The organism is Aeromonas sp. R7-1 (genome assembly GCF_040908115.1).
GTDB lineage: Bacteria > Pseudomonadota > Gammaproteobacteria > Enterobacterales > Aeromonadaceae > Aeromonas > Aeromonas caviae.
In genome coordinates this window covers 42229-64580 of the sequence record NZ_JBFODD010000009.1, presented here as the reverse complement: position 1 = coordinate 64580, position 22352 = coordinate 42229, and the positions used below count along the sequence as shown (strand labels likewise).

The window sequence follows — 22352 nt, the reverse complement described above, 5'->3', positions numbered from 1 at the left end:
GGTGTCCGAGTGGCTGAAGGAGCACGCCTGGAAAGTGTGTATACGGCAACGTATCGAGGGTTCGAATCCCTCCCTCACCGCCAAATAAAACAAAAGGCCCCGTCGCAAGACGGGGCCTTTTGTTTTTCCGGTAACCGGCAATCTGGTCTCTACCCGGTATCGACATGCGGGTGGACTAGCCCTGCTGGAGTGGCATAGGCCGTACACCGGGCGACACCGGGATGTAGTCTGGTCAATGCCTCCCTTGCTGTCAGGTTTATCCTGATCGGTTCATCGCTCCCTAACCTTGTCCCGTCCCGTTATCTCTTCAACCTGGAGACATAGGGGATATTCCGGTACTTGTGCTCCCAGGGCAGGCCGTAGCCCACCAGCAGGTCATCGCTCGTCATCTCGTAGGCATAAAACTGCTCGGCGGGGATAGCCACGCGCCCTGATTTGACAAACAGGGTCGCGATGGACAGGGAACGTGGCGCGAACGCCTGCAGGTGCGCGATCAGCCGCCTCATGGTACCCCCCGATTCGATGGCGTCGTCCATCAGGATGACGTCTCTGCCCTGGATGCCGACATTGTTGTGAAAGACGATGGGAGAGGCGTTGTGGCGCTCCCCCGGAGTGTGGGGGCAGGAGATGTAGTCCAGGGCGATATCAAAGCGCAGCGCCCTGACGACATCGGCGGTAAACAGCATGCCGCCCGGCACCACGGTGATCACCACCGCCTCCGTGAATCGCTCGTTGAGCCGTTTGGCGATGACCTCGACGCCGAGCGCAATGTCCTCGGTATTTAATACCACGTCGCCGAAAACAGGGTTTCTCATGGCAGCTCCTGACAGGTTGTAGAAAGAGGGGTGGCCCGGGGTGCCAGCCCCACGCCTCTGCTGAGGAGCAGGGCCAGCACCATCAGCAAAACGACGCCGTGGAGGGCAGCCGGCAGACCGAATGCGTCGGCGACAAAGCCGACCAGGGAGGGGCTGGAGAGCAACCCGACATAGCCCAGGGTGGCGTCGCTTATCTGGGCGTTCAGTTTGGCTAAGGGGATGATGGAGGCCCAGGCCGCCGTGGCAAAGCCCGAGCAGAAGAAGGTGGCTCGGCTGGCGAGCCGCTCACCCCGGGGCCGCCGACTGGAGAGTGTGGACAACATGGGGTCTCCTTGGATGACAGTCGAAGGAGGGGGCTGTGCCTGGGATCCTCCGAGCGAGGAGGTCATGCTATGATCATTTCGAGCTCATATGAACAAAAATGATCTTGTATTTGTTTGTGTGTGTCCATTGTGGCGATATGATGACCGCGATCAGCATGCATACATCCGAGGTAACAGCATGATCAAACTCATCATCACGGACATGGACGGCACCTTCCTCATATAGCAGGGGGGATAACAACCGAGCCCTGTTCGCCGAGGTGGTTGCCGCCATGGCGCAGCAGGGGATACATTTTGCGCCCTGCACGGGAAAACAGGTCGACCGGGTCGAGGCGCTGCTGGGTAACGCCCTGGGCCTGGCCATCATCCGTCGGTTGGCGCGTCTGCCGGGCGAGCATATCGTCATCGCCTGCACGGCGGCCTGCGCGGCGATCCGGGAGGAGGTGCCGGATCATCTGAAAGCCTTGGTGCGTCGCTCCTACACCCAGGTGCAGACGGTCGCCGATTTTGGCGACATCACCGCGGACGTTGTGAAGATCACCGTCTATGACAAGCAGGGCCGCTGCCTGGATCTGCGGGGCCAGCTTGGCGAGTGTGATGACGAGGCCTACATAGTGGCGTCCGACAAGCAGTGGATAGACATCGCCAATGCCGGCGTGCACTAGGGGACAACGGTGGCCAGGTTGCAGCAGCTGGTCGGCGCCGGTCGCCATGAGACCCTGGTCTTTGGCGACGGGCTCAATGACATCGAGCTGATGGCGTGCGCCGACTTCAGTTTCGCCATGCGCAATGGCCACGACGGACCAAGGATGCCGCCCATTTCATCACCCGCTCGAACGATGAAGACGCCGTCATGCACACCATCTTGCAACTGTTCGCACTGCAGCGGCAGGGGGCGTAAGGCGGGCCGGGCGGTGATCGCCCGGCCATTACAAGGGAACACCATGGACAAGTATTCACCGGAGGAGCGACGGCTCCTCATTCTGGATCTGCTGGCCGCGCACCACAAAGTGATGGCGGCGGAGCTGGCGGAGCCGCTGGGCACCACGGAGGCGACCATCAGGCGGGATCTGCGCTATCTGGCCGGTGAGGGGCGCTGCAAGCGCATCCACGGTGGCGCCATCTCCCTGTCGCCCCAGACGGGGACCCTGACCGAGCGCAGTACCCAGCGTGTTGCGCAGAAGCAGGCCCTGGCCATGGCCGCCTTGAGCCTGGTCAAACCGAACCAGCTGATCTTCCTGGATGCCAGCAGCACCCACCTGCTGCTGGCCTCCCTCATGCCGGAGCACCAGAGCCTGACGGTGGTGACCAACAGCCCGGCCATCGCCTGCCGGCTGCTGGAGAGACCCGGCATCAGGACCATCCTCATCGGTGGCGAGCAGGATCCGCTGGTCGGCGGGGCCGTCGACATCACGGCGGCCGAGGGCATCAAAAAGTTCCGCTTCGACCTCGGTTTCCTGGGGGTCTGTGCCTGGTCCTCGGATCTCGGCTTCAGCGCCGTGCATTACCAGGACAGCGAGTTCAAGCGCCGGGTCGCGGAGCGTTGCGGCTCGCTGGCGGTGCTGTGCAATGACGACAAGCTGGAGTCCCTGGCCTCCTACCCCTTCCTGCACGCTGCGGATCTCGACTACCTGATCTGCACCCGGCAGGATCCGGTCCTGGTCAAGACGTTCGAAGGGGAGGGCTGCACCGTCATCACCGCCGGCTGACGCCGGGCAGGCTGCGCCGTCGCGAGAAGAGCGGGGAGAGGCCGGGGGCTGGAAGCAGCCCATAAAAAACGCCCCGTTCCCGGGGCGTCGGGAACGGGGCACCTGCCAGCGTCATCAGGCGAGATCGAAGCGATCCAGGTTCATCACCTTGGTCCAGGCCGCCACGAAGTCCTTCACGAACTTCTCCTTGGCATCCGCACTGGCGTAGACCTCTGCCAGGGCGCGCAGCTGGGAGTTGGAACCGAACACCAGATCGACCCGGGTTCCGGTCCACTTCACCTTGCCGCTCTGGCGATCACGGCCTTCATAGACTCCCTGGCTGCCCGCCGCCGGTTTCCACTCCGTGCCCATGTCGAGCAGGTTGACGAAGAAGTCGTTGGAGAGGGTACCCGGGGCGGCGGTAAAGACCCCGTGGCAGTTGCCCGCGTTGGTGCCGAGCACCCGCATGCCACCCACCAGTACCGTCATCTCGGGGGCACTCAGGGTGAGCAGCTGCGCCTTGTCGATCAGCATGGTCTCCGCGAAGCCCGCGCACTCGCCCGCGTAGTTGCGAAATCCATCTGCGAGGGGCTCGAGCACCGCGAAGGAGTCCACATCGGTCTGGGCCTGGGAGGCATCCATCCGGCCCGGAGTGAAGGGCACGGTCACGGCGACACCGGCTCTCTTCGCGGCCTGCTCGACAGCCACGCCGCCCGCCAGCACGATGAGATCGGCGAGGGATATCTTCTTGCCACCGGTGGCCGAGGCGTTGAAGGCCTGCTGGATCCCTTCGAGGGTCTTGAGGACCTTGGCCAGCTGTGCCGGTTGGTTGACTGCCCAATCCTTTTGCGGGGCGAGCCGGATGCGGGCACCGTTGGCGCCACCGCGTTTGTCAGAGCCACGGAAGGTGGACGCGGAGGCCCAGGCGGTGGAGACCAGCTCGGCCACGGACAGGGAGGTCGCCAGGATCTGCTCCTTGAGCAGGGCCACGTCCTTGTCATCGATCAGGGGATGATTGACGGCGGGGATGGGGTCTTGCCAGATCAGCTCCTCTTTGGGTACCTCCGGCCCCAGGTAGCGGGCGATGGGGCCCATGTCACGGTGGGTCAGCTTGAACCAGGCGCGGGCGAAGGCATCGGCGAAGGCCTGCGGATCCTCGTAGAAGTGGCGGGAGATCTTGCCAAACTCGGGGTCAAAGCGCAGGGTCAGGTCGGTAGTGAGCATGGTCGGCTTGTGGAACTTGCCCGGGATGTGCGCATCGGGAATGATCTCCGGTGCATCCTTGGCCACCCACTGCTTGGCGCCGGCAGGCGACTTGGTCAGCTCCCACTCGTAGTTGAACAGATTTTCAAAGAAGTTGTTGCTCCACAGGGCCGGTGTCTTGGTCCAGGTCACTTCGAGCCCGCTCGAGACGGTGTCCTTGCCATGGCCGCTGCCGAAGTCGCTCATCCAGCCGAGGCCCTGGGCCTCCAGAGGCGCGGCTTCCGGCTCTGGCCCCTTGTGGGATTCGGGCGCGGCGCCGTGGGCCTTGCCGAAGGTGTGGCCGCCCGCGATAAGGGCGACCGTCTCTTCATCGTTCATGGCCATGCGACCGAAGGTGGAACGGATGTCCTTGGCAGCCTCCATGTAGTCACCGCTGGCGTTGGGCCCTTCCGGGTTGACGTAGATGAGGCCCATGTGGGTGGCACCGAAGGGGGCCGTAAGCTCGCGATCGCCCTTGACCCGATCGGGATCGACCCCGAGCCAGGCAATTTCATCCCCCCAGTTGACGTCCTGATCCGGCTCCCACACGTCGGGCCGCCCACCGCCAAAGCCGAAGGTGCGAAAACCCATGGTCTCCAGGGCGACGTTGCCGGCGAGGATCAGCAGATCGGCCCAGGAGATCTTGTTGCCGTATTTCTGCTTGATGGGCCAGAGCAGGCGGCGGGACTTGTCGATGTTGACGTTGTCAGGCCAGCTGTTGAGGGGGGCGAAGCGCTGTTGGCCACGGCCGCCGCCACCGCGACCGTCGGTGGTGCGATAGGTGCCCGCAGCATGCCAGGTCATGCGGATGAACTGGGGGCCGTAGTGACCGAAGTCCGCCGGCCACCACTCCTGGGAATCCGTCATCAGCTTGACCAGATCTTTCTTGAGTGCCTTGTAATCCAGGCTCGCGAAGGCCTTGGCGTAGTCAAAGTCCTTGTCCATGGGATCGGCGCCGGGGGAATGCTGATGCAGCAGATCCAGCCGCAACTGGTTCGGCCACCAATCTCGATTGGTTCTGCCGACGCCGGCGGTGTGGTTGAAGGGGCATTTGCTTTCTTCACTCATCTCTGTCTCTCCTTGGCAGTCATGTGCAATGCAGACAACTCAGTATGGGAACTTTTCCTGCAACCGGCGGGGCATCTGACAGGCTGGGCCTTGGACCGGCATCGGGGGGATATCAATAACTCCTTATATTTCAGCTAATTGATTAAGGATGGGATGACCGTATTACGAAAAGATGAATCGGTGCCATCGAATTTGGCTGCTCCTGTACAAGGGGTAAGAGAAGGAAGGAGCGCCCTGGCAGCCGCGTTATCAATCTTTTTATCCATAACACGAGGGAGCAGACCTGGACTTGCGCTGGGTCATGGCATGAGGAGGGCTTGTCTTGAGCGGGGCAGAAAACCCCATTTTTGTGACGGCGGTCCGGACTGCGTCCTGAGCAGGGCACCGAGCGCCAGAGGATGGGGTGGGGGCGTTGCGCCAAAAAGCGGGCGGCGCAGAAACAAAAAGACCGGCCAGTGGCCGGTCCAAACAGACAGCGTGCTGCTGTCTCATCAGGCTGATCCCAGCCTGGAGGGGAATAATGGGGTGGCTGATGGGGCTCGAACCCACGACAACCGGAATCACAATCCGGGACTCTACCAACTGAGCTACAGCCACCACTGAAATCTGCCTTCGATACAGCTATCAAACTCATGTGTATCGATGGCGCGCCCTGCAGGATTCGAACCTGCGACCCACGGCTTAGAAGGCCGTTGCTCTATCCGACTGAGCTAAGGGCGCGTTGTATCAAGAAATCCGGGGATTTCCCGATGAACCTGGTCGGTGATAAAGGATTCGAACCTTTGACCCTCTGGTCCCAAACCAGATGCGCTACCGGGCTGCGCTAATCACCGAAAATTCGCCATCCAGCATACCTTCGGCGGCACCACTGGGCAACGGGCGGGCATCATACCCAAGCGCCAAAGTCAGCGTCAACGACTTTTTCCGCCAGTAAATTCAAGTGCCTACTTATTGCCCTCCCTGCGAGAGCCGCTAACACCCGCGCCAAAAAAATGCGACAATGCGCCGCAGTTGAACACATGGTGAGTGAAGAACGATGTCTGCCAAAATCATTGATGGAAAACAGGTTGCGCAAACGATTCGCAATCAGGTCGCCGCGCAAGTCCAACAGCGGTTGGCGCAGGGGAAACGGGCACCGGGTCTGGCGGTGATCCTGGTGGGGCTGGATCCGGCCTCCCAAGTCTATGTGGGCAGCAAACGTCGCGCTTGTGAAGAGGTGGGATTTGTCTCCCGCTCCTATGACCTCAGCGCCACGGCGACACAAGCGGAGCTGCTGTCCCTGATCGACCAGCTCAACGAGGATCCGGAAGTGGACGGCATCCTGGTGCAGTTGCCCTTGCCGGCCCACTGCGATACCACCCAGGTGCTGGAGCGCATTCGTCCCGACAAGGACGTTGATGGCTTCCATCCCTACAACGTGGGTCGTCTGGCCCAGCGCATCCCGGCGCTGCGACCCTGCACCCCCAAGGGGATCATGACCCTGATCGAGACCACCGGCGTCAAGACCCATGGTCTGCATGCGGTGGTGGTCGGGGCTTCCAACATCGTGGGGCGCCCCATGACGCTGGAGCTGCTGCTGGCCGGTTGCACCACCACCACCTGTCACCGCTTCACCCAGGATCTGGAGACCCAGGTGCGCCGGGCCGACTTGCTGGTGGTGGCGGTGGGCAAGCCCAACTTCATTCCGGGGGAGTGGGTCAAACCCGGTGCCCTGGTGATCGACGTGGGCATCAACCGCCTTGCGGACGGCTCCCTGGTGGGAGATGTGGAGTATGAGACCGCGCGCAATCACGCCGCCTTCATCACGCCGGTACCGGGGGGCGTGGGCCCCATGACGGTCGCCAGCCTGATGGAGAACACCCTGAGCGCCTGCCAGGATTACCACGACGTCTGATGAGGGCGACGGGCAGAAAAGAGAAAGGGAAGGCATTGCCTTCCCTTTTTTATTGCGTCACTCGCCCGGATCGCTACTGGATATCAGAGGAGGGCCAGGGCGGCGGCCAGATCGGCAATCAGGTCGTCGGCGTCTTCCACCCCGATGCTGAAGCGGATGAGATCGTCATTGACTCCGGCGGCGAGGCGGCTCGTCTCGTCCATGGCGGCGTGGGTGGTGCTGGCCGGATGGCAGGCCAGGCTCTCGAGATCGCCGAGGCTCACCGCCTGCACGAAGAGTTGCAGGTTGTCGAGCAGGGTGGCGCAGCGCTCAAACCCGCCTTCCAGCTCGATGCTCACCATGCCGCCAAAGCCGCTGGCGAAGGCGCCGAGGGTATCGTGGCCCGGATGGCTGGCAAGGCCCGGGTAGATCACCTTCTTCACTGCCGGGTGGGCGGCCAGGAAGTCAGCCACCTTCTGGGCGTTGTGCAGGTGGGCATCCATGCGCAGGGGAAGGGTCTTGACCCCGCGCTGCAGCAGGTAGGCCTCCTGGGGGCCGATGGGGGAGCCGATGTGCTTGAGGGCCACGGTGCGAATCGACTTCATCAGCTCATGACGACCCGCCACCACCCCGGCGATGATGTCGCCGTGACCGCCCAGGTACTTGGTGCCGCTGTGCATGACGATGTCGATGCCAAGCTCGAGCGGGCGCAGCAGATAGGGGGTGAGGAAGGTGTTGTCACACACCGTGATGGCACCCACCTTGCGGGCCGCCTCCACCACCACCCGCGGATCCACCACCTTGAGGGTGGGATTGGTCAGGGTTTCAAAGAGTACCACCTTGGTGGCGGGGCGGATGTTGGCCAGCAGCGCCTGATCGCTCTCGTAGGCGGTGATCTTGATGCCGGCGCGGCTGAAGGTCTGCTTGAGGAAGGCATCGGTGCCGCCGTAGAGGGGGCCGATATAGGCCACTTCATCACCGCTGTCTGCCAGGGCATACATGATGGCACTCACCGCCGCCATGCCGCTGGCCACCACCAGTGACTCATCTGCACCTTCGAGGGCTGCCAGCTTCTGCTCCAGTTCGGCGGTGGTGGGGTTGCCAAAGCGGCTGTAGATGAAGCCGGGGGCTTGACCTGCGAAGCGCTCCTTGCCCGCCTGGGCGTTGAAGTAGCTGAAGGTGCTGCTCTGGTAGAGCGGGGTGGTGAGGGCTCCGGTCTGGGGGTCGATCCGCTGGCCGCTGTGTACGCTCATGGTCTTGAATTTCATTTTTGTACTCCGTCATTGTCAGGTCGTTGCCCGACTGCTTGTGTTATCCGGGGCGCCGTCGCGCCCCTTTTTTAATGTCGAGTGGCGGGTTGTCAGACTAGCGCTGGCTCGCGCTGCGGCTCGCCTGCATAGTGGCGGGCCGCCACATCCGGGTGGGAGCGCAGCCTCCCCTTGAGCACGTTCTCCCCCACCTGATAAAAGAGCGGGTTGGCGGGATCGCTCTGGGGCCCTTCGGCCAGCGCCGCCAGCTCGGGGGAGAGGCTAAGCAGTGGCACAGTCGCATCCAGCCTTGCCGCCATGAAGAAGGCGCAGGAGAGGCGCGATACCCCGGGAGGGGGGCTCACCACCCGGTGCAGGGTGGCCTTGAGGTAGCCGTCGGACGCGAGCTCCAGCAGCTCGCCGATGTTGACCACCAGGGCGCCCGGCAGGGGGGGCGCGGGGATCCAGCCATCCGCCGTCTCCACTTCGAGCCCGGAGTGATCGTCCTGCATCACCAGAGTCAGGTAGCCGGGATCCTTGTGGGCACCTACCCCCTGACCACTGCTGCCTTCTGGTTGTCCGGGGTAGTGAATGAGCTTCATGTGCTGGTAGGGGGCACCGCGAATGCTCTCGTCAAATACGCAGGCGGGCTGCCCCAGCACCTCTGCGAAAGCGTCCAGCAGGGTGAGGGTGATGTCGCTCAGTCGATCCTGCCATGCCAGCAGACGTGTTTTCATCTCGGGCAGGGCGGCGGGCCACTGATTGGGGCCGATGAGGCGCTGCCAGGGTTCACGAATGTGCACCACAGGCAGGGACTGGGCCTCATTCATGATATCGAACTGCTCCCGCAGATCCGGCCGTGCCCGGGTGAGCTCTGCCCCCACCTGGTTGTAGCCGCGAAAGTGCGGGGAGTGAACCATCTGCACCGCCAGTTTTTCTTCAAGTGGCAGGGCGAAGAAGCGGGCGGCGAGCGCCAGGGTCTCCTGGCGCGCCGATTCGCTCAGATCATGGCCCACCAGATAGAAAAAGCCCACTTCGCGGGCGGCCTGGCCAAGCTGCGCCAGCATCTGGCTGCGTGCAGCCGGGGTGCCCTTGAGGGCGGCGAGATCGATGATCGGCAATGATGGGGTGGTCATGGGCATCTCCTCACTTTCCGTGAACGGGGTCTGCGTGCCCCGGCGTGCGGGGTGTTGCGAAACCGGGGCGCACCCTTCTTGAGTGGCGCCGTTTGGGTTGAGGGTGATGCTACTGTTCGAGGTTATAAGGTGGAAGCAACAAAATATTCTTAGTTATATACAAAATTCGAAATGGAATTCGGACTTGAGCGAATGGAACGAGCAACGGGCGGCTCAGGCAGCGATCTGCCGTACCGGGTGAGAGCGACATTGGCGTGACGGGATAGACGCGGGAGAGAAAAGGCGGAGGGAGGCATCCGCCTCCCTCCGTGTGACTGTCATGGGAAGGGTTGCTGGCGCGCCTTTCCTCAATAACCCAGGGTGAAACGCTGGCGCAGGTGAGCCGGTGCTTGCGCCTCGTTCAGCACCCCGTCCGCCAGATCGCCGACCGTGATCCCGGCGGGCTGATCGCCGCTGAACAGCACCTGATCCGTGCCAAGGCGGTAATCGCCGCGCTTCTCGCCGGGTTCGAGGAACACCGGTGGGGAGACGAAACGCCAGTCGAGGGTGGTTTCCCGGCGAAGGGCGGTGAGACCATCCCGGGCCGCGAGGGCCCCTTGCTTCCACTCTGCCGGGAACTCCGGGGTGTCCACCAGCTGCACGCCCGGGGCGATTTCCAGACTGCCGGCACCGCCGACTACCAGCAGCCAGCTGTTGGCCGCGACGGCGGCGGCCACGATGGCGCTGGCACCCTTGAGGTACTGATCGTAGATGTCCGGGGCACTCCAGCCCGGGTTGTAGGCACTGATCACCCGATCGTGCCCCTTGAGCACCCTGGCCAGTGCCTGGCTGTCCTGGGCGTCCACCGCCACGGCGGTGACCAGGGGATGGGCGGCGACCTTGCTCACGTCACGCACGATGGCGGTGACCTGATGACCGCGGCTGACGGCCTCCTGGAGGATGGCTGAACCGACAAAACCGCTGGCACCGATGAGGGCAATCTTCATGGGAATTCTCCTTCACTGTGGGAATGGGGCTATCCTACGCCCCCGAGTGTGATTTAATAATCCACTTAAAATTGTATTCACTTGTAAGCAGGGCTTCATAATGGATCAGCTCAGACGCTACGCCATCTTTGCCGCCGTGGTGGAGGCGGGCAGCATGACCGGCGCCGCCAAGGCCCTCGGCATGACCCCGTCCGCCGTCAGCCAGCATATCAGTCAACTGGAGAGCCAGCTCGGTCTGCCCCTGCTGCACCGCTCCACCCGCCGTCTCAGCCTGACCGAGGCGGGGGAGGTGGTGTGGCAGGGTTGCCAGTCGTTGCAGCAGACCCTGAACGACACCGAGCTGCGCCTCTCGGAGGTGCGCGACAGCCTGCTCGGAGAAGTGCGGATCACCGCGCCGGTGGGGATGGCGGGCCAGCCCCTGGCGCGGGCGCTCTCGCCGCTGCTGCAGGCTCACCCCGGCCTGGGCATCCAGATCATTGCCGACGACGAGAAGCGGGATCTCATCAAGGATCGCATCGACGTGGCGCTGCGGGTCGGCACGCTTGAAGATTCCACCCTGGTGGCACGCAGGCTGGGTCAGACCCGGATGCTGCTGTGTGCCTCGCCCGCCTATCTGGCACGCAAGGGCACGCCGCGCAGCCCGGCGGATCTGCTGGCCCACGACTGGCTGGCTTCGGACATGCTGGGGGGCGGGATACTGCTGCTGGACGAAAAGGGGGAGGCCCACAAGATCAAGCCCAAGCCCAGGGTGCTGTGCAACAACGTCTTGCCCCTGCGCCAGTTCACCCTGGCAGGGCAGGGGATTTCGCTGCAACCGGAAGGTGAAATAGAAGAAGATCTCGCCACCGGTCGATTGCTCGCGCTGCTGCCGGGCTTTTTGGCCCCTCCCATGGAGATCCATGCCATCACCCCCCAGCGGGAGATCCCGGAGAAGGTGCGGCGGGTGATCAGCGCCCTTCGCAGCCACTTTGCCGAGCATGGCCAGAGCCGTCTACCTTGAGCGGGGCGGGATGAATAGCCTGGCGGTGCGCCGGCCTTGCGGTCGGCGCGACACCCCTGTTTAATGTGGCCCTCCCGGGCCAGAGCGCCCTCTGCTGGCGTGGTCTCAAGCGCATCATGACACCGACTTCTCCCCTCCCATCCCGTGAGCCGGCGCCCGAGGCGTACGCCCACCTCACCCGCGTCGAGCGAGTGCTCGACTACATCCATGCCAATCTGGATCAGCCGCTCTCCCTGGAGGCGCTGGCCCGGCAGAGCTGCTGGTCCCGCTGGCAGTTGCAACGGGTATTCCTGCATGAGACGGGCCAGACGGTGGCTCACTATGTGCGCGAGCTGAAGCTGAGCATGGCGGCGGAGGCGCTGCTCTCCACCCGGCTGCGGGTGCTGGATGTGGCGCTGGATCACGGGTTTGGCTCGGAAGTGAGTTTCAGCCGCGCCTTCAAGCAGCAATTTGGCTGCTCGCCGCTGGCGTATCGCAAGCGGGGCCTGCGGCTGGGGCTGCGCACGCCCCTGGTGCGGGCGGCGGTCCCCCGCTCTGCCTCTCCCAACCTGGTGCAGGTGCGCATAGAGAGCCTGCCGGCGTTCACCTTGTTGGGGGTCAGGGGCACGATCCGGGGGTTGTTCGATGCCTCACCGGATTTTCAGCAGACGGTGCCCGCCATCTGGCGAGCGCTGCGCGAGACGGGGGCGCTGGGCTTGTCGAGGGAATGGCTGGGGGTGGTGGATGTGTCGGGGGCAGGGGAGCGGCTGCCTTACTGGGCCGGAGTGGCCACGACGGCGCCTACGCCCCCCGGCCTGTCGAGTCTCAACGTGCCGGCTCAGGAGTATGCCGTGCTCACCCACAAAGGACCCATTGCCCAGCTGGGGGAGAGCCTGCACTGGTTCATCCTGCACTGGCTGCCGGAGTCGGCATACCGGGGGCTGGACGGTTTCGAACTGGAGCGCTATGCCCCCGGCTTTGACGGCCAGCAGCCCGACGCCACCATGGAGTACTGGCTGCCCGTCGCCCCCCGTTAGGGAAGGAGGCTCATTTCGGCATGGCGCCGGGATGGCTCCGGGCGTGTGGCGCTGGCCAGGAGATCAGTGAACTGGGCCGGTGGCAGCGGCTTGGCGAAGTAGAAGCCCTGCAAGTAGTCGATGCCATAGTGGCGTGCCATCTCGACCTGCTCCTGGGTCTCCACCCCCTCGGCGACCAGAGCCAGCCCCATGCGATGGGCGAGATCCAGGATGTTTTCGACGATATGGCGGGAGGGGCCTTCCTCTTTCATTCCTTTGATAAAGCTGCGATCGATTTTGATGATGTCCACATGGAACATCTGCAGATAGCAGAGGCTGGAGTGGCCGGTGCCAAAGTCATCGATGGCGATGAGCACGCCCAGCTCGTCCAGGGCATCGAAGATGGCGCGGGTCTGCTCGTCCGCATCCACCATCTCCCGCTCCGTCACCTCGAGCACCAGGCGCAGATCCTGGCCCGGGAAGGCGCGAAGAAAGTCGCGGCACTCGGCGACGATGTCCTGGTTTTTGAAGTGCTGGGCGCAGACATTGACGGCGACGTGAAAGCCGGGGGGCAGCCTGTCGGCCACCCCGACCAGATAATCCCGGGTCTGGGCCATCAACTGGCGAGTCATCGGCACTATGTAGCCGCACTCCTCCGCGAGGGGGATGAAGTGGTTGGGGGCAATCATCCCTTGTGTGGGATGACGCCAGCGCATCAACACTTCACAACCGCACAGGCGCCCCTGCCTGTCCATCACGGGTTGCAGATGGGGGATGAACTCCCGGGCCGCCATGGCTCTGGCAAGCTCGCTGCGGGGGGAGCCGCTGCGCCCCCTCAGATAGAAGGTGAGCAGCCCCAGCAACAGCGCCAGCACAGGGGCGGCAAGCAGGTTCTCCTGGTTGTACGCCCAGGCAAACGCCAGCACTTCCTTGTAACCGTTGAGCGCCACCAGGCGATAGGGATGAGCGGTGGGCTCGCTCTGTTGCAGACGCTGTCCCCCTTCCAGTAGGCGGGCTGCGGGCAGGGTCCTGCCGTGGCCATCGAGGGCCTGGTCCCCGAGGAGGAAGAAGAGGTTGTCCTCTCCCATCACGGCCTGCAAGGCGCCGAAGATGTGGAAGCCGTCCAGCTCCACCAGCAGGGTGCGATCGCCGGATGGCTGACGGTAGAGGATGGCGGTCTGCCCGGTGATGGGGCTGTGTCTGGCGAGGATCAGCGTCTGGTTGCCCGCCGGGCCACGGGGAATATCCCGGGTGAGGATGGGCCTGTGCAGGGTGGTACAGCGCAGTTGCTGCCCCCCCAGCACATAGAGTGCCCGCGCATAGGGGGAGGCGGTGATGAGGTCGCGCAGGGCCAGTTGCTCATCCTGGCAGCGGCCCATGGCGAGGGGGTGGGCGGCCTTGACCAGGGACTGACTGTCGTTGATGGCACTCTCTATCATGGCCCTAGCATGGTTCAGGCTGCGCGCGTTGTCCTTGCGAAGGCCGCTGGCCGCCTGCAGGAGGTTGAGGGCGGTGAGGCCGACCAGCAAGAGGAGCCCGAGCACGATGGCCAGACGCAGACGCTGTGCCAGGGGATCAATCGGCATGATGCACCCGATTCTTGCCGGCACCCTTGGCCTGATAGAGCGCCTGATCGACCCGCGCCAGCAGTTGCTCGGCGGACTCCTGTCGCCACAGTCCCAGCCCGGCAGAGAAGGTCACCACCAGGTCCGGTTCGCGCCATGGTCGCTGTGCCACCTGGGTGCGCCACTGCTCGAGCATCGTCCGTGCTCTGGTGCTGTCATCCCCGGGAATGATGATGGCCAGCTCCTCGCCGCCGTAGCGGTAGAGGGTGGCCTCCTGGCCTGCAATCTGCCGCCCTTCCCGGGCAACCGCCCGCAGGACGTCGTCACCGACCGGGTGGCCGTGGGTGTCATTGATGGATTTGAAGTTGTCCAGATCGATCAACCCCAGGCAGAAAGGGCGGCCGGCGATCAGCTGGTCGTCGAGTGCCTTGTCAAAGCAGCGGCGATTGAACAGACCCGTCAGGGCATCCGTGTTGGACGCCTCCACGGCTTCCAGCATCTGGCGATGGCCGCTCTGGATCTCCTGGCGCAACTGATCCCCCGGTTTGCCCGCGTGGATGCGTCCGGTGCGCATCAGGGCGATGATCTCGAAAATCATCTTGCTGAGCACATGACGCAAGGACCACCAGCAGAGCAGGCAGATCAGCATGCAGCCCACCAGGGTGATCTGGAGCTGGTGGGACTCGCTGCTGCTTACCTCCTTGAACCTGGCATCGCTGACGGCATAGATGACGAACCAGTCCGGGTTGGAGAAGGAGTAGTAATAGAGGTGGGTCTGGCGCTTTGCATCGAAGAGGTGGTCGGCGCCGTTGGTCATCTGCTCGATGAGCCGGCGGTCCACGCGATGGCGAAACAGGTTCCCCACATCCGAATGCAGCAGGATGTCGCCCGCCCGATCGACCAGGTAGAACTCCCCCTTGAGAGGGCTCATGAGCTGACGCAGGGGATAGCTCATCTGCTCGAGATCCACGTTCATGGCCAGGGTGCCGAGGAAGAACCCCTCCTTGTCGAGCAGGGGGCGGGAGACGGAGACGCTGCGGCTCTTGTCATCGAACTTGCTGGGGTAGTGGTCGGTGTAGTGCACGAAGAGGGTTCGCACGGCGGCCGCGAGAAACCAGGGGCGCTCCCTGGCATCAAAGTGCTCCCCGACCGGCAGATGGGGGATGGAGTTGAACCGCCCCTGCGGATCGGCGAGCAGGATGCTCTTCACATAGGGGGTGAGCGCCAACGTTTGCATCAGGGAGAGGCCAAGGGGCGTGTTGCCCTCATTGAGGAAGGCATCCAGGCCTGATTCATCGATGACACTGCCCGTTTCGTTGAGGACATGCTCCAGTGACTTGAACTGTGGCTCGATGGACTGGGTCGCCATGTTGTGCACGAACATGGCCGCCACCTTGTGGTACTTGCGCTCGGCAGAGGTCCGGATGCTGACACTGACGGCCATCAGGGCGATAAGCAGGGTCAGGATGATGACTCCGAAGGTGACGTTGAGCTGGGTATCGCAGTGCAGATTTTGGTGGGCGGTCTCATTCATAGGCGTGTGCTGATGGCTTGGTATTGTCTCAATCAGGGCTGATAAAAGGGTGGGCATGCTATCGCCTCGTTTATCAATAGCGATTGACCAGGATCAACAAGGAGAGGGAGATCGCGACCATACTTGTCTGATGAGTGTGAATATGGTGGTGAAAATGCCGCCATGTTCTGAATATGTGATGGCTACTCGCCGGTTGACGATGCAAGTGAAGGCGGTGACCTTCATCAGGCGGCCATGATGAGCCCTCCCTGAGAGCTTCGACGGCGTTGCCATGTTGCCTCCGATAGGAGATGGCGTGCCTGCCACCCTCGCTTTCCCCGCTTCCCCGCCAACATGCCCCAAATTGTTAATATCGGGGCAAAATAGAACAATAAAATGCAAATGATATTTGTTACTATTCACATGCAGTAAGTAATCGAGGATCAGATGCAGCTTGTTCACCCCCCTTTGACCCTGGTCGCCGTGACCATCTCCACCCTGCTTGCAGGCTCTGTACAGGCCGCCGCGTCCGACAGCCAGGATACGGCCACCGCCGACGAGACCCTGACCGTGCTCGGCCAGACCTATCGCAACACCGCGACCAAGACCCGGCTCGACCCCATCGAGACGCCCCAGGCCATCTCGGTGGTGGATGGGGAGACCCTGTCGTTGCGCGGCGTCAGCTCGGTGAGCGAGGCGCTGCGCTACGTGCCCGGCGTCAACACCGAGCTGCGGGGCGGGGCGGTCAACCGGCTGGATCTGTTCAACATCCGTGGCTTTGACAACTACCAGAACTTCTATGACGGCCTGCTGCTCCAGTACAACGACTGGAACCTGCAACCCCAGATCGATCCGGTGGCCATCGAGCAGCTGGAGGTGTTCAAGGGGCCGACATCGGTGCTCTATGGCAGCATGCCCCCCGGCGGCATGGTCAACCTCATCGCCAAGCGCCCCCAGCGGGAGAGCAAGCACAACGTGAGCGTGGCGACCGGCACGGGCACTCTCAAGGAGATGACCCTCGACAGCACCGGTGCCATCAACGAGCAGCTCGCCTATCGGCTGGTGGGACTGGCCCGGGAGAAGGATGGCCAGGCGGTGACCTCGAAGGAGGAGCGCTACGTCTTTGCGCCGTCCCTGGACTGGCAGCTCGGCGAGCGCACCCTGCTGAACCTCAACCTTTACTACCAGAAGGATCCCGAGGCCGGCATCTACACCACTGTGCCCGCCAGCGGCTCGGCCAAGTCCAACCCCCTGGGGCAGCTTGGCAGCGACACCTTCCTTGGTGACGAGAACTGGAACGAGTACAACCGGGATGTGACCCTGCTGGGCTACAAGCTCAGCCACGACTTCAACGAGCGCTGGCAGGTGCTGCAAAATGCCCGCTACATGGATGCGTCCGCCTATCAGCGCAACACCTACAACGCGGCCCTGGCGGCGGACAACCGCACCCTGGCCCGCAACGCCTATCTCACCGATGAAGAGTCCCGGGGCGTTGTCATCGACAACCAGCTGGCGGGCAAGGTACAGACGGGCTCTGCCCAGCACAACCTGCTGCTCGGGGTCGATTACCAGTACCTAGATGCCCATATCCTCTACCGGGATACCCTCGACTACTCGGCGCCCAGCATCGACATTTTCAACCCGAACCATAGCCAGATAGTCCCAGAGGCACTCACTTTCAACTACCAGGATAAAAAGGTGATCCGTCAGTCCCAGACCGGCGTCTATCTGCAGGATCAGGTGCGCCTCGATCGGCTGGTGGCCATCGGCGGCGCCCGCTACGACCGCTATCGGATGGACACCGACAGCCGGACCCTCTATCAGGGGGCGGACAGCCAGTCCCTGGCCCACATCGATCAGGACAACCTCTCCTTCCGCGTCGGCGCCCTCTATGAGCTGGATGGCGGCTTCTCCCCCTATGCGAGCTATGCCGAGAGTTTCGAGCCGGTGCCGGGGGCGGACAAGCAGGGTCAGGCGTTCAAACCGGCGACCGGTCATCAGTGGGAAGGGGGCGTCAAGTTCCTCTCCGACGACATGAGCAAGACGGCGACCCTGTCGGCGTTCCACATCACCAAGAAGAATGCCCTGGTGACGGACCCGGACAATGTCTACGGGCCCAAGCTGCAGACCGGGGAGACGGTCTCCAGGGGCATCGAGCTTGAGGGGAGAGCCGATCTCACCAGCCAGCTGGATCTGGCCCTCAACTACACCCTGATGGACATGGAGATCACGCGCGATACCACCACGTTGCAGGGCAAGACGCCGGTCTGGGTCCCCAGACAGATGGCGTCGCTGTGGAGCAACTACTACCCCGGCGGCAACCTCGAGGGGATGCGAGTGGGCGCCGGCCTGCGCTACGTGGGGGAGGCGGAGATGGATGCCGCCAACACCGACAAGGTACCGGACTACCTCCTGATGGATATGTCCGCCTCCTACGATCTCGCCGCCCTCAGCGCAAGCCTGAAAGGGGTAGGGGTATCACTTGGCGCCAGTAACCTGTTCAACAAGACCTACTACTCCTGCTACGACCAGAACAACTGCTGGTTCGGGGCCGAACGAAGCGTGGAGGCGCGACTCAAATACGCATTCTGACCTTGCGCCCCGGCACGCGCCCGGGGCCCTTTCAACGAATGGGCGAGGAGAGGGCGCGCGGTGTGCCGCGCAGCCTTGGTCGGGAGCACGGCCTTGGCCGGGAGAAAGCGGACGCGGAACGCGCCCTCGTCTCGGATCACCAGGCCCTGTTCGCGGCGGCGGCCAGCCTGATCCCGTCCCTCAAGGGGAACCTGGTGGCGGTCGGTGACGTGCGCCCGCCACTGACGGATGCCGCCGGAGCGACGTCGGCCGAGGTGGCCGCAGCCCTCCATGCGCACTGGCAGCAGGCACACTCGGAGGCGGGGCCCGCCTACTGGCTCACCCGCAGCTGGGGCATGCTCTGCTGGCAATCCATCTATCTCGCCATGGTGGCCGTCTATCGCCATCAGGCCGTGCCTGCCCTCGACAGGCTGGGACAGGGGCATGAGGCCGGCGTGGTGTCGGGCTTTACCCTGCCGGCCGAGCCCATGATCAGAGGGGAGGCCGGCGTGTTGATCAAAACGGCCGGGGAGCGACTCCAGGCGCACTGGCAGGGGCTGTTCACCCTCCTTGGGACGGCGCAGCGGCTGCGCCCCGGTTTCGTGCGCCCGCTCCTGGCGGACGATCTGCTGGCGGCCCTGGTGCGGGTGCCCGATTTCTTCGGGGAAGTGAGTCGGGAGGAGGTGAGGGCCCATGCCCCCCTCTGGCTTGAATCCTGTGGCCTGCCGTCGGCACATCTGACGGGTTGGCGCGAGGCGGGCCTGCCCCGGGACGAGGCCTTCCCGGGCTATGTGCGCCAGCGCTGCTGCCTGCACTACAAGCGCCGGGATGGGGAGCTTTGTGGCAACTGCCCGCGAAGGCTGGGTGGGGCGAGGGGTGACGAGTGCTGATGCCCGACTCTTCGTCTGCGCGGGCAACCCGTGATGAAAGCCGCCTGATCCTGGCGGCTTTTTTGTGTCCGGCTTACTGGGCCGCCATCCGGGTGCGGATGCGCTCGAACAGGCTCTGCAGGCAGGCCTGATCTTTGTCGGCGGCGCGCACGGCGCCATACATGTGGCGGCGAATGCCCTCCCCGAGAGGGCGCGCCTCAAGCAGGCCCTGGCGCACGAACTCCTCGCTGGCCCAGCGGGGCAGGGCGGCGAGCCCGAGCCCGGCGGCGGCCATCTGCAGCATGACAGAGGTGTTGTCCACCGGTTTGCAGCGGGCGGGCTCCACCCCGGCCGGTTGCAGGAAACGGCTGAACACGTCCATGCGCGCCCGCTCCACCGGGTAGACCAGCAGTACCTCCGGTCGCAGATCGTCCGGTGCGATGCGCCGCTGCTGGCAGAGGGGGTGATCCGGCGCCATCACCAGGGTGAGATCGAAGGCGAACAGCGGCTCGAAGTGAAGATCCCCGCGGGCCTGTACATCCGAGGTGAGCAGCAGATCGAGCTGGCCGCCAAGCAGCGCACTGATGGCATCGAAACCTGGCACCGACTCCACCTCCAGATCCACGCCGGGCCACTGGCGGCGAAAGTCCGGCAACAGCGGCAGCAGCCACTGGATGCAGCTGTGGCAATCGAGGGCCAGATGCAGCCTGCCCGCTTCGCCGCTGTGCAGGGCGACCAGCTGGCGCTCGGTCTGGGCCAGGGCGGGCAGCACCTGACGGGCCAGGGCCAGCAGATGCTGGCCTGCCGCCGTCAGCACCAGAGGGCGGCTTTTTCGAAGAAACAGCTCCAGATTGAGGCGGGTCTCCAGCTCCTTGAGTTGGTGGGAGAGGGCGGACTGGGTGAGGTTGAGGGTGAGTGCGGCCCCGGCCAGGGACCCTTGCTCGGCCAGGGCGCTGATGGTCTTCAGGTGTTTGAGATCGATGCCCAGATTGCTGCTCTGAGGGGGGCTGGATGGGGTGGGCGCGACCATGGCACTGCTCCTTTGTGCGTCAGTTGAGAAATTCTTGAGAGCCAGTTGAAGAGGATTCAATAGCCAAGGCCACCTTATCTTGTCATTTTGGATGTGTAAACATCTGGATGGCCAAACAATCCAGATCCTCATCAGATAAACGAGCATAAGGAATGGAACCTATGACCTTCGCACACACCCTGGGCTTTCCCCGAATCGGCGCCAAGCGCGAACTGAAATTTGCCCTCGAATCATACTGGCGTGGCGAAACCACCCAGGCCGAGCTGGTCGCCGTGGGCAAGAGCCTGCGTGAGCGCCACTGGCAGGCCCAGCGTACCGCCGGGGTCAACCTGCTGCCGGTGGGGGATTTTGCCTGGTACGATCAGGTGCTGGGTACCAGCCTGCTGGTAGACGCCGTGCCTGCCCGTCACCGCCACGGCGACACCGACCTCGACACCTTGTTCCGGGTGGCCCGTGGCCGTGCGCCGACCGGTCCGGCGGCGGCCGCTGCCGAGATGACCAAATGGTTCAACACCAACTATCACTACCTGGTGCCGGAATTTTACCGTGACCAGCGCTTCAAGCTGGGCTGGAGCCAGCTCTTTGACGAGGTGGAAGAGGCCAAGGCCCTTGGGCTGCCGGTCAAGGCGGTGTTGCTGGGCCCCGTCTCCTACCTGTGGCTTGGCAAGGAGAAAGAGAGCGGCTTCTCCCGCCTCGAACTGCTGGATCGCCTGCTGATCGTCTACCAGGAGATCCTGGCCAAACTGGCGGCCCAGGGGGTGGAGTGGGTGCAAATCGACGAGCCGGCTCTGGCGCTGGACCTGCCGGATGAGTGGCGCCTGGCCTACCTCAAGGCATATGAGCGCCTGAGCGGCCCCTGCAAGCTGCTGCTCACCACCTACTTCGGGTCCGTGGCCCATCAGCGGGACATCATCACCAGTCTGAAGGTGGACGGCCTGCACCTGGATCTGGTGGCTGCCCCCGAGCAGCTCGAGACCCTGGTCCCGCACCTGCCGGCCCAGTGGGTACTCTCGGCGGGTGTCATCAACGGCCGCAACGTCTGGCGTGCCAACCTGGCCAAGCTGGCGCCGACCCTCAAGGCCTTGAAAGAAAAGCTTGGCGAGCGCCTCTGGGTGGCCTCCTCCTGTTCCTTGCTGCACAGCCCGGTGGATTTGACCCTGGAGCACGAGCTGGATCCCCAGACTCGCAGCTGGTTCGCCTTCGCCCTGCAAAAGTGCTATGAGCTGGGGCTGCTGTCCGACTACCTGGACGGTGGCGCCCTGGACAAGATCGAGGCTTACAGCCAGCCCATCGTGGATCGGGAGTCCGACAGCCGGGTTCACAAGAAGGCGGTGCAGTCACGACTCGCCAGCCTGACCAACAGTGACTTCGATCGCCAGAGTGCCTACCCGGTGCGTGCCGACGCGCAGCGCTCGGATCTGAAGCTGCCGCTCCTGCCCACCACCACCATCGGCTCCTTCCCGCAGACCTCTGAAATCCGGGTGCTGCGCCAGGATTGGCGTGCCGGGCGCATCGATGACCAGGCCTACGAGGCGGGCATCCAGGCCCAGATCAAGGACGCCATCGAGCGCCAGGAGGCCATCGGGCTCGACGTGCTGGTGCACGGCGAGGCCGAGCGCAACGACATGGTGGAGTATTTCGGGGAGCTGCTGGACGGCTTTGCCATCACCCGCTTTGGCTGGGTACAGAGCTATGGCTCCCGCTGCGTGAAGCCGCCGGTGATCACCCGTGACATCGACCGTCCGACCCCCATGACCCTTGAGTGGACGAAGTTTGCCCAGAGCCTGACCGACAAGCCGGTGAAGGGCATGCTGACCGGCCCCGTGACCATTCTATGCTGGTCCTTCCCGCGGGAAGACGTGAGCCGCGAGCAGTCCGCCCTGCAGATTGGCCTCGCCATTCGCGACGAGGTGGCTGACTTGGAAGCCGCCGGCATCAAGATCATCCAGATCGACGAGCCGGCGATCCGCGAAGGGCTGCCCCTGCGCAAGCAGGATCACCAGGCTTACCTGGACTGGGCGGTGCGCGCCTTCCGCCTGAGCGCAAGCCCGGTGGTGGACAGCACCCAGATCCACACCCACATGTGTTACAGCGACTTCAACCTCATCATCGAGGCGGTGGCGGCGCTGGACGCGGATGTGATCACCATCGAAACGAGCCGCAGCCAGATGCAGTTGCTCGAAGCGTTCGAGCGCTTCAACTACCCCAACGAGATCGGCCCGGGCGTCTACGACATCCACTCGCCGAACGTACCGAGCCAGGGCTGGATTGAAGACCTCATCCGCAAGGCTGCGCAACAAATCCCGGCAGACCGGCTCTGGGTGAACCCGGACTGCGGCCTCAAGACCCGCGGCTGGGAAGAGACCACCGCTGCCCTGAAGGTGATGGTCGATGCGACCCGGGCGCTGCGCGCCGAGCTGGCCTGAGGGCT

General features: G+C 63.7%; 17 protein-coding genes, 4 tRNA genes and 1 pseudogene. 10 read left to right on the top strand and 12 right to left on the bottom strand.

The genetic code is table 11. From position 1 onward, the window contains the following. Position 1 precedes the first annotated feature (1 nt). Positions 2 to 83 (top strand) — tRNA-Ser (locus AB5Y51_RS01265). A 216-nt stretch (positions 84 to 299) separates the two neighbouring features. Here AB5Y51_RS01265 and AB5Y51_RS01260 read toward each other — a convergent pair. Together AB5Y51_RS01260 and AB5Y51_RS01255 are read right to left on the bottom strand one after the other, a co-directional pair. Then, positions 300 to 815 (bottom strand): phosphoribosyltransferase, encoded by a 516-nt coding sequence (locus AB5Y51_RS01260; protein WP_368177928.1) that lies wholly within the window; start codon positions 813 to 815, stop codon positions 300 to 302. Continuing rightward, positions 812 to 1138 (bottom strand): hypothetical protein, encoded by a 327-nt coding sequence (locus AB5Y51_RS01255; RefSeq protein ID WP_368177927.1) that lies wholly within the window; start codon positions 1136 to 1138, stop codon positions 812 to 814. The genes AB5Y51_RS01260 and AB5Y51_RS01255 overlap by 4 nt, the downstream gene beginning before the upstream one ends. Positions 1139 to 1410: 272 nt before the next feature. Here AB5Y51_RS01255 and AB5Y51_RS01250 point away from each other — a divergent pair, with 272 nt between their 5' ends. From AB5Y51_RS01250 to AB5Y51_RS01240, 3 genes and pseudogenes are all read left to right on the top strand, one after another. After that, positions 1411 to 1803: a hypothetical protein gene (locus AB5Y51_RS01250; protein ID WP_368177926.1), complete on the top strand. Its 393-nt coding sequence runs from the start codon at positions 1411 to 1413 to the stop codon at positions 1801 to 1803. A 9-nt stretch (positions 1804 to 1812) separates the two neighbouring features. Beyond that, positions 1813 to 1926: pseudogene (locus AB5Y51_RS01245) on the top strand (HAD hydrolase family protein); the annotation flags it as partial. A 156-nt stretch (positions 1927 to 2082) separates the two neighbouring features. Next, a complete protein-coding gene (locus AB5Y51_RS01240) occupies positions 2083 to 2847 on the top strand; it encodes a DeoR/GlpR family DNA-binding transcription regulator (RefSeq protein WP_368177930.1) in 765 nt (254 codons plus the stop codon). 114 nt (positions 2848 to 2961) lie between these two features. Here AB5Y51_RS01240 and katG read toward each other — a convergent pair whose 3' ends face one another. The 4 genes from katG to AB5Y51_RS01220 form a co-directional block, all read right to left on the bottom strand. Beyond that, positions 2962 to 5136 carry a catalase/peroxidase HPI gene (katG, locus tag AB5Y51_RS01235; protein WP_368177925.1) on the bottom strand — a complete coding sequence of 725 codons (2175 nt, stop codon included), beginning with the start codon at positions 5134 to 5136 and terminating at the stop codon, positions 2962 to 2964. A 521-nt stretch (positions 5137 to 5657) separates the two neighbouring features. Then, positions 5658 to 5733, bottom strand: a tRNA-His gene (locus tag AB5Y51_RS01230). Between the two features lie 46 nt (positions 5734 to 5779). Further along, a tRNA-Arg gene (locus AB5Y51_RS01225) sits at positions 5780 to 5856 on the bottom strand. 36 nt (positions 5857 to 5892) lie between these two features. Continuing rightward, positions 5893 to 5969: transfer RNA gene (locus AB5Y51_RS01220), tRNA-Pro, on the bottom strand. Positions 5970 to 6172: 203 nt separating this feature from the next. Here AB5Y51_RS01220 and folD point away from each other — a divergent pair. Then, positions 6173 to 7030: a bifunctional methylenetetrahydrofolate dehydrogenase/methenyltetrahydrofolate cyclohydrolase FolD gene (folD, locus tag AB5Y51_RS01215; protein WP_266136461.1), complete on the top strand. Its 858-nt coding sequence runs from the start codon at positions 6173 to 6175 to the stop codon at positions 7028 to 7030. Positions 7031 to 7113: 83 nt separating this feature from the next. On the opposite strand, the gene AB5Y51_RS01210 is transcribed toward folD, so the two are convergent. From AB5Y51_RS01210 to AB5Y51_RS01200, 3 genes are all read right to left on the bottom strand, one after another. After that, complete coding sequence (locus AB5Y51_RS01210) at positions 7114 to 8277, bottom strand: PLP-dependent aspartate aminotransferase family protein (protein ID WP_368177924.1); 1164 nt, start codon at positions 8275 to 8277, stop codon at positions 7114 to 7116. Between the two features lie 92 nt (positions 8278 to 8369). Beyond that, entirely contained in the window at positions 8370 to 9392 is a 1023-nt protein-coding gene (locus AB5Y51_RS01205; protein ID WP_368177923.1) for an isopenicillin N synthase family dioxygenase, read from the bottom strand. A 347-nt stretch (positions 9393 to 9739) separates the two neighbouring features. Next, on the bottom strand, positions 9740 to 10378 hold the full coding sequence (locus AB5Y51_RS01200) for an NAD(P)-dependent oxidoreductase (RefSeq protein ID WP_368177922.1): 639 nt from the start codon (positions 10376 to 10378) through the stop codon (positions 9740 to 9742). Between the two features lie 100 nt (positions 10379 to 10478). On the opposite strand from AB5Y51_RS01200, the gene AB5Y51_RS01195 reads away from it, so the two are divergent. Then, positions 10479 to 11378 (top strand): LysR family transcriptional regulator, encoded by a 900-nt coding sequence (locus tag AB5Y51_RS01195; RefSeq protein ID WP_041215048.1) that lies wholly within the window; start codon positions 10479 to 10481, stop codon positions 11376 to 11378. Between the two features lie 116 nt (positions 11379 to 11494). Further along, a complete protein-coding gene (locus tag AB5Y51_RS01190; RefSeq protein ID WP_324061895.1) occupies positions 11495 to 12394 on the top strand; it encodes an AraC family transcriptional regulator in 900 nt (299 codons plus the stop codon). Here the strand turns inward: AB5Y51_RS01190 and AB5Y51_RS01185 are convergent. Then, positions 12391 to 13959 (bottom strand): EAL domain-containing protein, encoded by a 1569-nt coding sequence (locus tag AB5Y51_RS01185; protein ID WP_368177921.1) that lies wholly within the window; start codon positions 13957 to 13959, stop codon positions 12391 to 12393. The two genes, AB5Y51_RS01190 and AB5Y51_RS01185, sit on opposite strands and share 4 nt — an antisense overlap. Continuing rightward, on the bottom strand, positions 13949 to 15472 hold the full coding sequence (locus AB5Y51_RS01180) for a diguanylate cyclase (RefSeq protein ID WP_368177920.1): 1524 nt from the start codon (positions 15470 to 15472) through the stop codon (positions 13949 to 13951). The genes AB5Y51_RS01185 and AB5Y51_RS01180 overlap by 11 nt, the downstream gene beginning before the upstream one ends. 426 nt (positions 15473 to 15898) lie before the next feature. On the opposite strand from AB5Y51_RS01180, the gene AB5Y51_RS01175 reads away from it, so the two are divergent. Both AB5Y51_RS01175 and AB5Y51_RS01170 read left to right on the top strand, forming a co-directional pair. Further along, on the top strand, positions 15899 to 18043 hold the full coding sequence (locus tag AB5Y51_RS01175) for a TonB-dependent siderophore receptor (protein ID WP_201926057.1): 2145 nt from the start codon (positions 15899 to 15901) through the stop codon (positions 18041 to 18043). A gap of 146 nt (positions 18044 to 18189) precedes the next feature. Beyond that, positions 18190 to 18912 carry a siderophore ferric iron reductase gene (locus tag AB5Y51_RS01170; protein WP_368177929.1) on the top strand — a complete coding sequence of 241 codons (723 nt, stop codon included), beginning with the start codon at positions 18190 to 18192 and terminating at the stop codon, positions 18910 to 18912. 73 nt (positions 18913 to 18985) lie between these two features. Here AB5Y51_RS01170 and AB5Y51_RS01165 read toward each other — a convergent pair whose 3' ends face one another. Beyond that, on the bottom strand, positions 18986 to 19921 hold the full coding sequence (locus tag AB5Y51_RS01165; RefSeq protein WP_039041273.1) for a LysR substrate-binding domain-containing protein: 936 nt from the start codon (positions 19919 to 19921) through the stop codon (positions 18986 to 18988). A 161-nt stretch (positions 19922 to 20082) separates the two neighbouring features. Between AB5Y51_RS01165 and metE the strand changes: the two genes are divergently transcribed. Next, positions 20083 to 22347 (top strand): 5-methyltetrahydropteroyltriglutamate--homocysteine S-methyltransferase, encoded by a 2265-nt coding sequence (gene metE / locus AB5Y51_RS01160; protein ID WP_039041274.1) that lies wholly within the window; start codon positions 20083 to 20085, stop codon positions 22345 to 22347. The last annotated feature ends 5 nt before the right edge of the window (positions 22348 to 22352 follow it).

Excerpts from the sequence above, each read along its gene's own strand:
- AB5Y51_RS01200 (WP_368177922.1), bottom strand. The coding sequence starts at position 10,378 with ATGAAGATTGCCCTCATCGGTGCCAGCGGTTTTGTCGGTTCAGCCATC.
- folD (WP_266136461.1), top strand. The coding sequence starts at position 6,173 with ATGTCTGCCAAAATCATTGATGGAAAACAGGTTGCGCAAACGATTCGC.
- AB5Y51_RS01185 (WP_368177921.1), bottom strand. The coding sequence starts at position 13,959 with ATGCCGATTGATCCCCTGGCACAGCGTCTGCGTCTGGCCATCGTGCTC.
- katG (WP_368177925.1), bottom strand. The coding sequence starts at position 5,136 with ATGAGTGAAGAAAGCAAATGCCCCTTCAACCACACCGCCGGCGTCGGC.
- AB5Y51_RS01165 (WP_039041273.1), bottom strand. The coding sequence starts at position 19,921 with ATGGTCGCGCCCACCCCATCCAGCCCCCCTCAGAGCAGCAATCTGGGC.
- AB5Y51_RS01190 (WP_324061895.1), top strand. The coding sequence starts at position 11,495 with ATGACACCGACTTCTCCCCTCCCATCCCGTGAGCCGGCGCCCGAGGCG.
- AB5Y51_RS01260 (WP_368177928.1), bottom strand. The coding sequence starts at position 815 with ATGAGAAACCCTGTTTTCGGCGACGTGGTATTAAATACCGAGGACATT.
- AB5Y51_RS01180 (WP_368177920.1), bottom strand. The coding sequence starts at position 15,472 with ATGAATGAGACCGCCCACCAAAATCTGCACTGCGATACCCAGCTCAAC.
- AB5Y51_RS01205 (WP_368177923.1), bottom strand. The coding sequence starts at position 9,392 with ATGACCACCCCATCATTGCCGATCATCGATCTCGCCGCCCTCAAGGGC.
- AB5Y51_RS01240 (WP_368177930.1), top strand. The coding sequence starts at position 2,083 with ATGGACAAGTATTCACCGGAGGAGCGACGGCTCCTCATTCTGGATCTG.
- AB5Y51_RS01210 (WP_368177924.1), bottom strand. The coding sequence starts at position 8,277 with ATGAAATTCAAGACCATGAGCGTACACAGCGGCCAGCGGATCGACCCC.
- AB5Y51_RS01250 (WP_368177926.1), top strand. The coding sequence starts at position 1,411 with ATGGCGCAGCAGGGGATACATTTTGCGCCCTGCACGGGAAAACAGGTC.
- AB5Y51_RS01175 (WP_201926057.1), top strand. The coding sequence starts at position 15,899 with ATGCAGCTTGTTCACCCCCCTTTGACCCTGGTCGCCGTGACCATCTCC.
- AB5Y51_RS01195 (WP_041215048.1), top strand. The coding sequence starts at position 10,479 with ATGGATCAGCTCAGACGCTACGCCATCTTTGCCGCCGTGGTGGAGGCG.
- metE (WP_039041274.1), top strand. The coding sequence starts at position 20,083 with ATGACCTTCGCACACACCCTGGGCTTTCCCCGAATCGGCGCCAAGCGC.
- AB5Y51_RS01255 (WP_368177927.1), bottom strand. The coding sequence starts at position 1,138 with ATGTTGTCCACACTCTCCAGTCGGCGGCCCCGGGGTGAGCGGCTCGCC.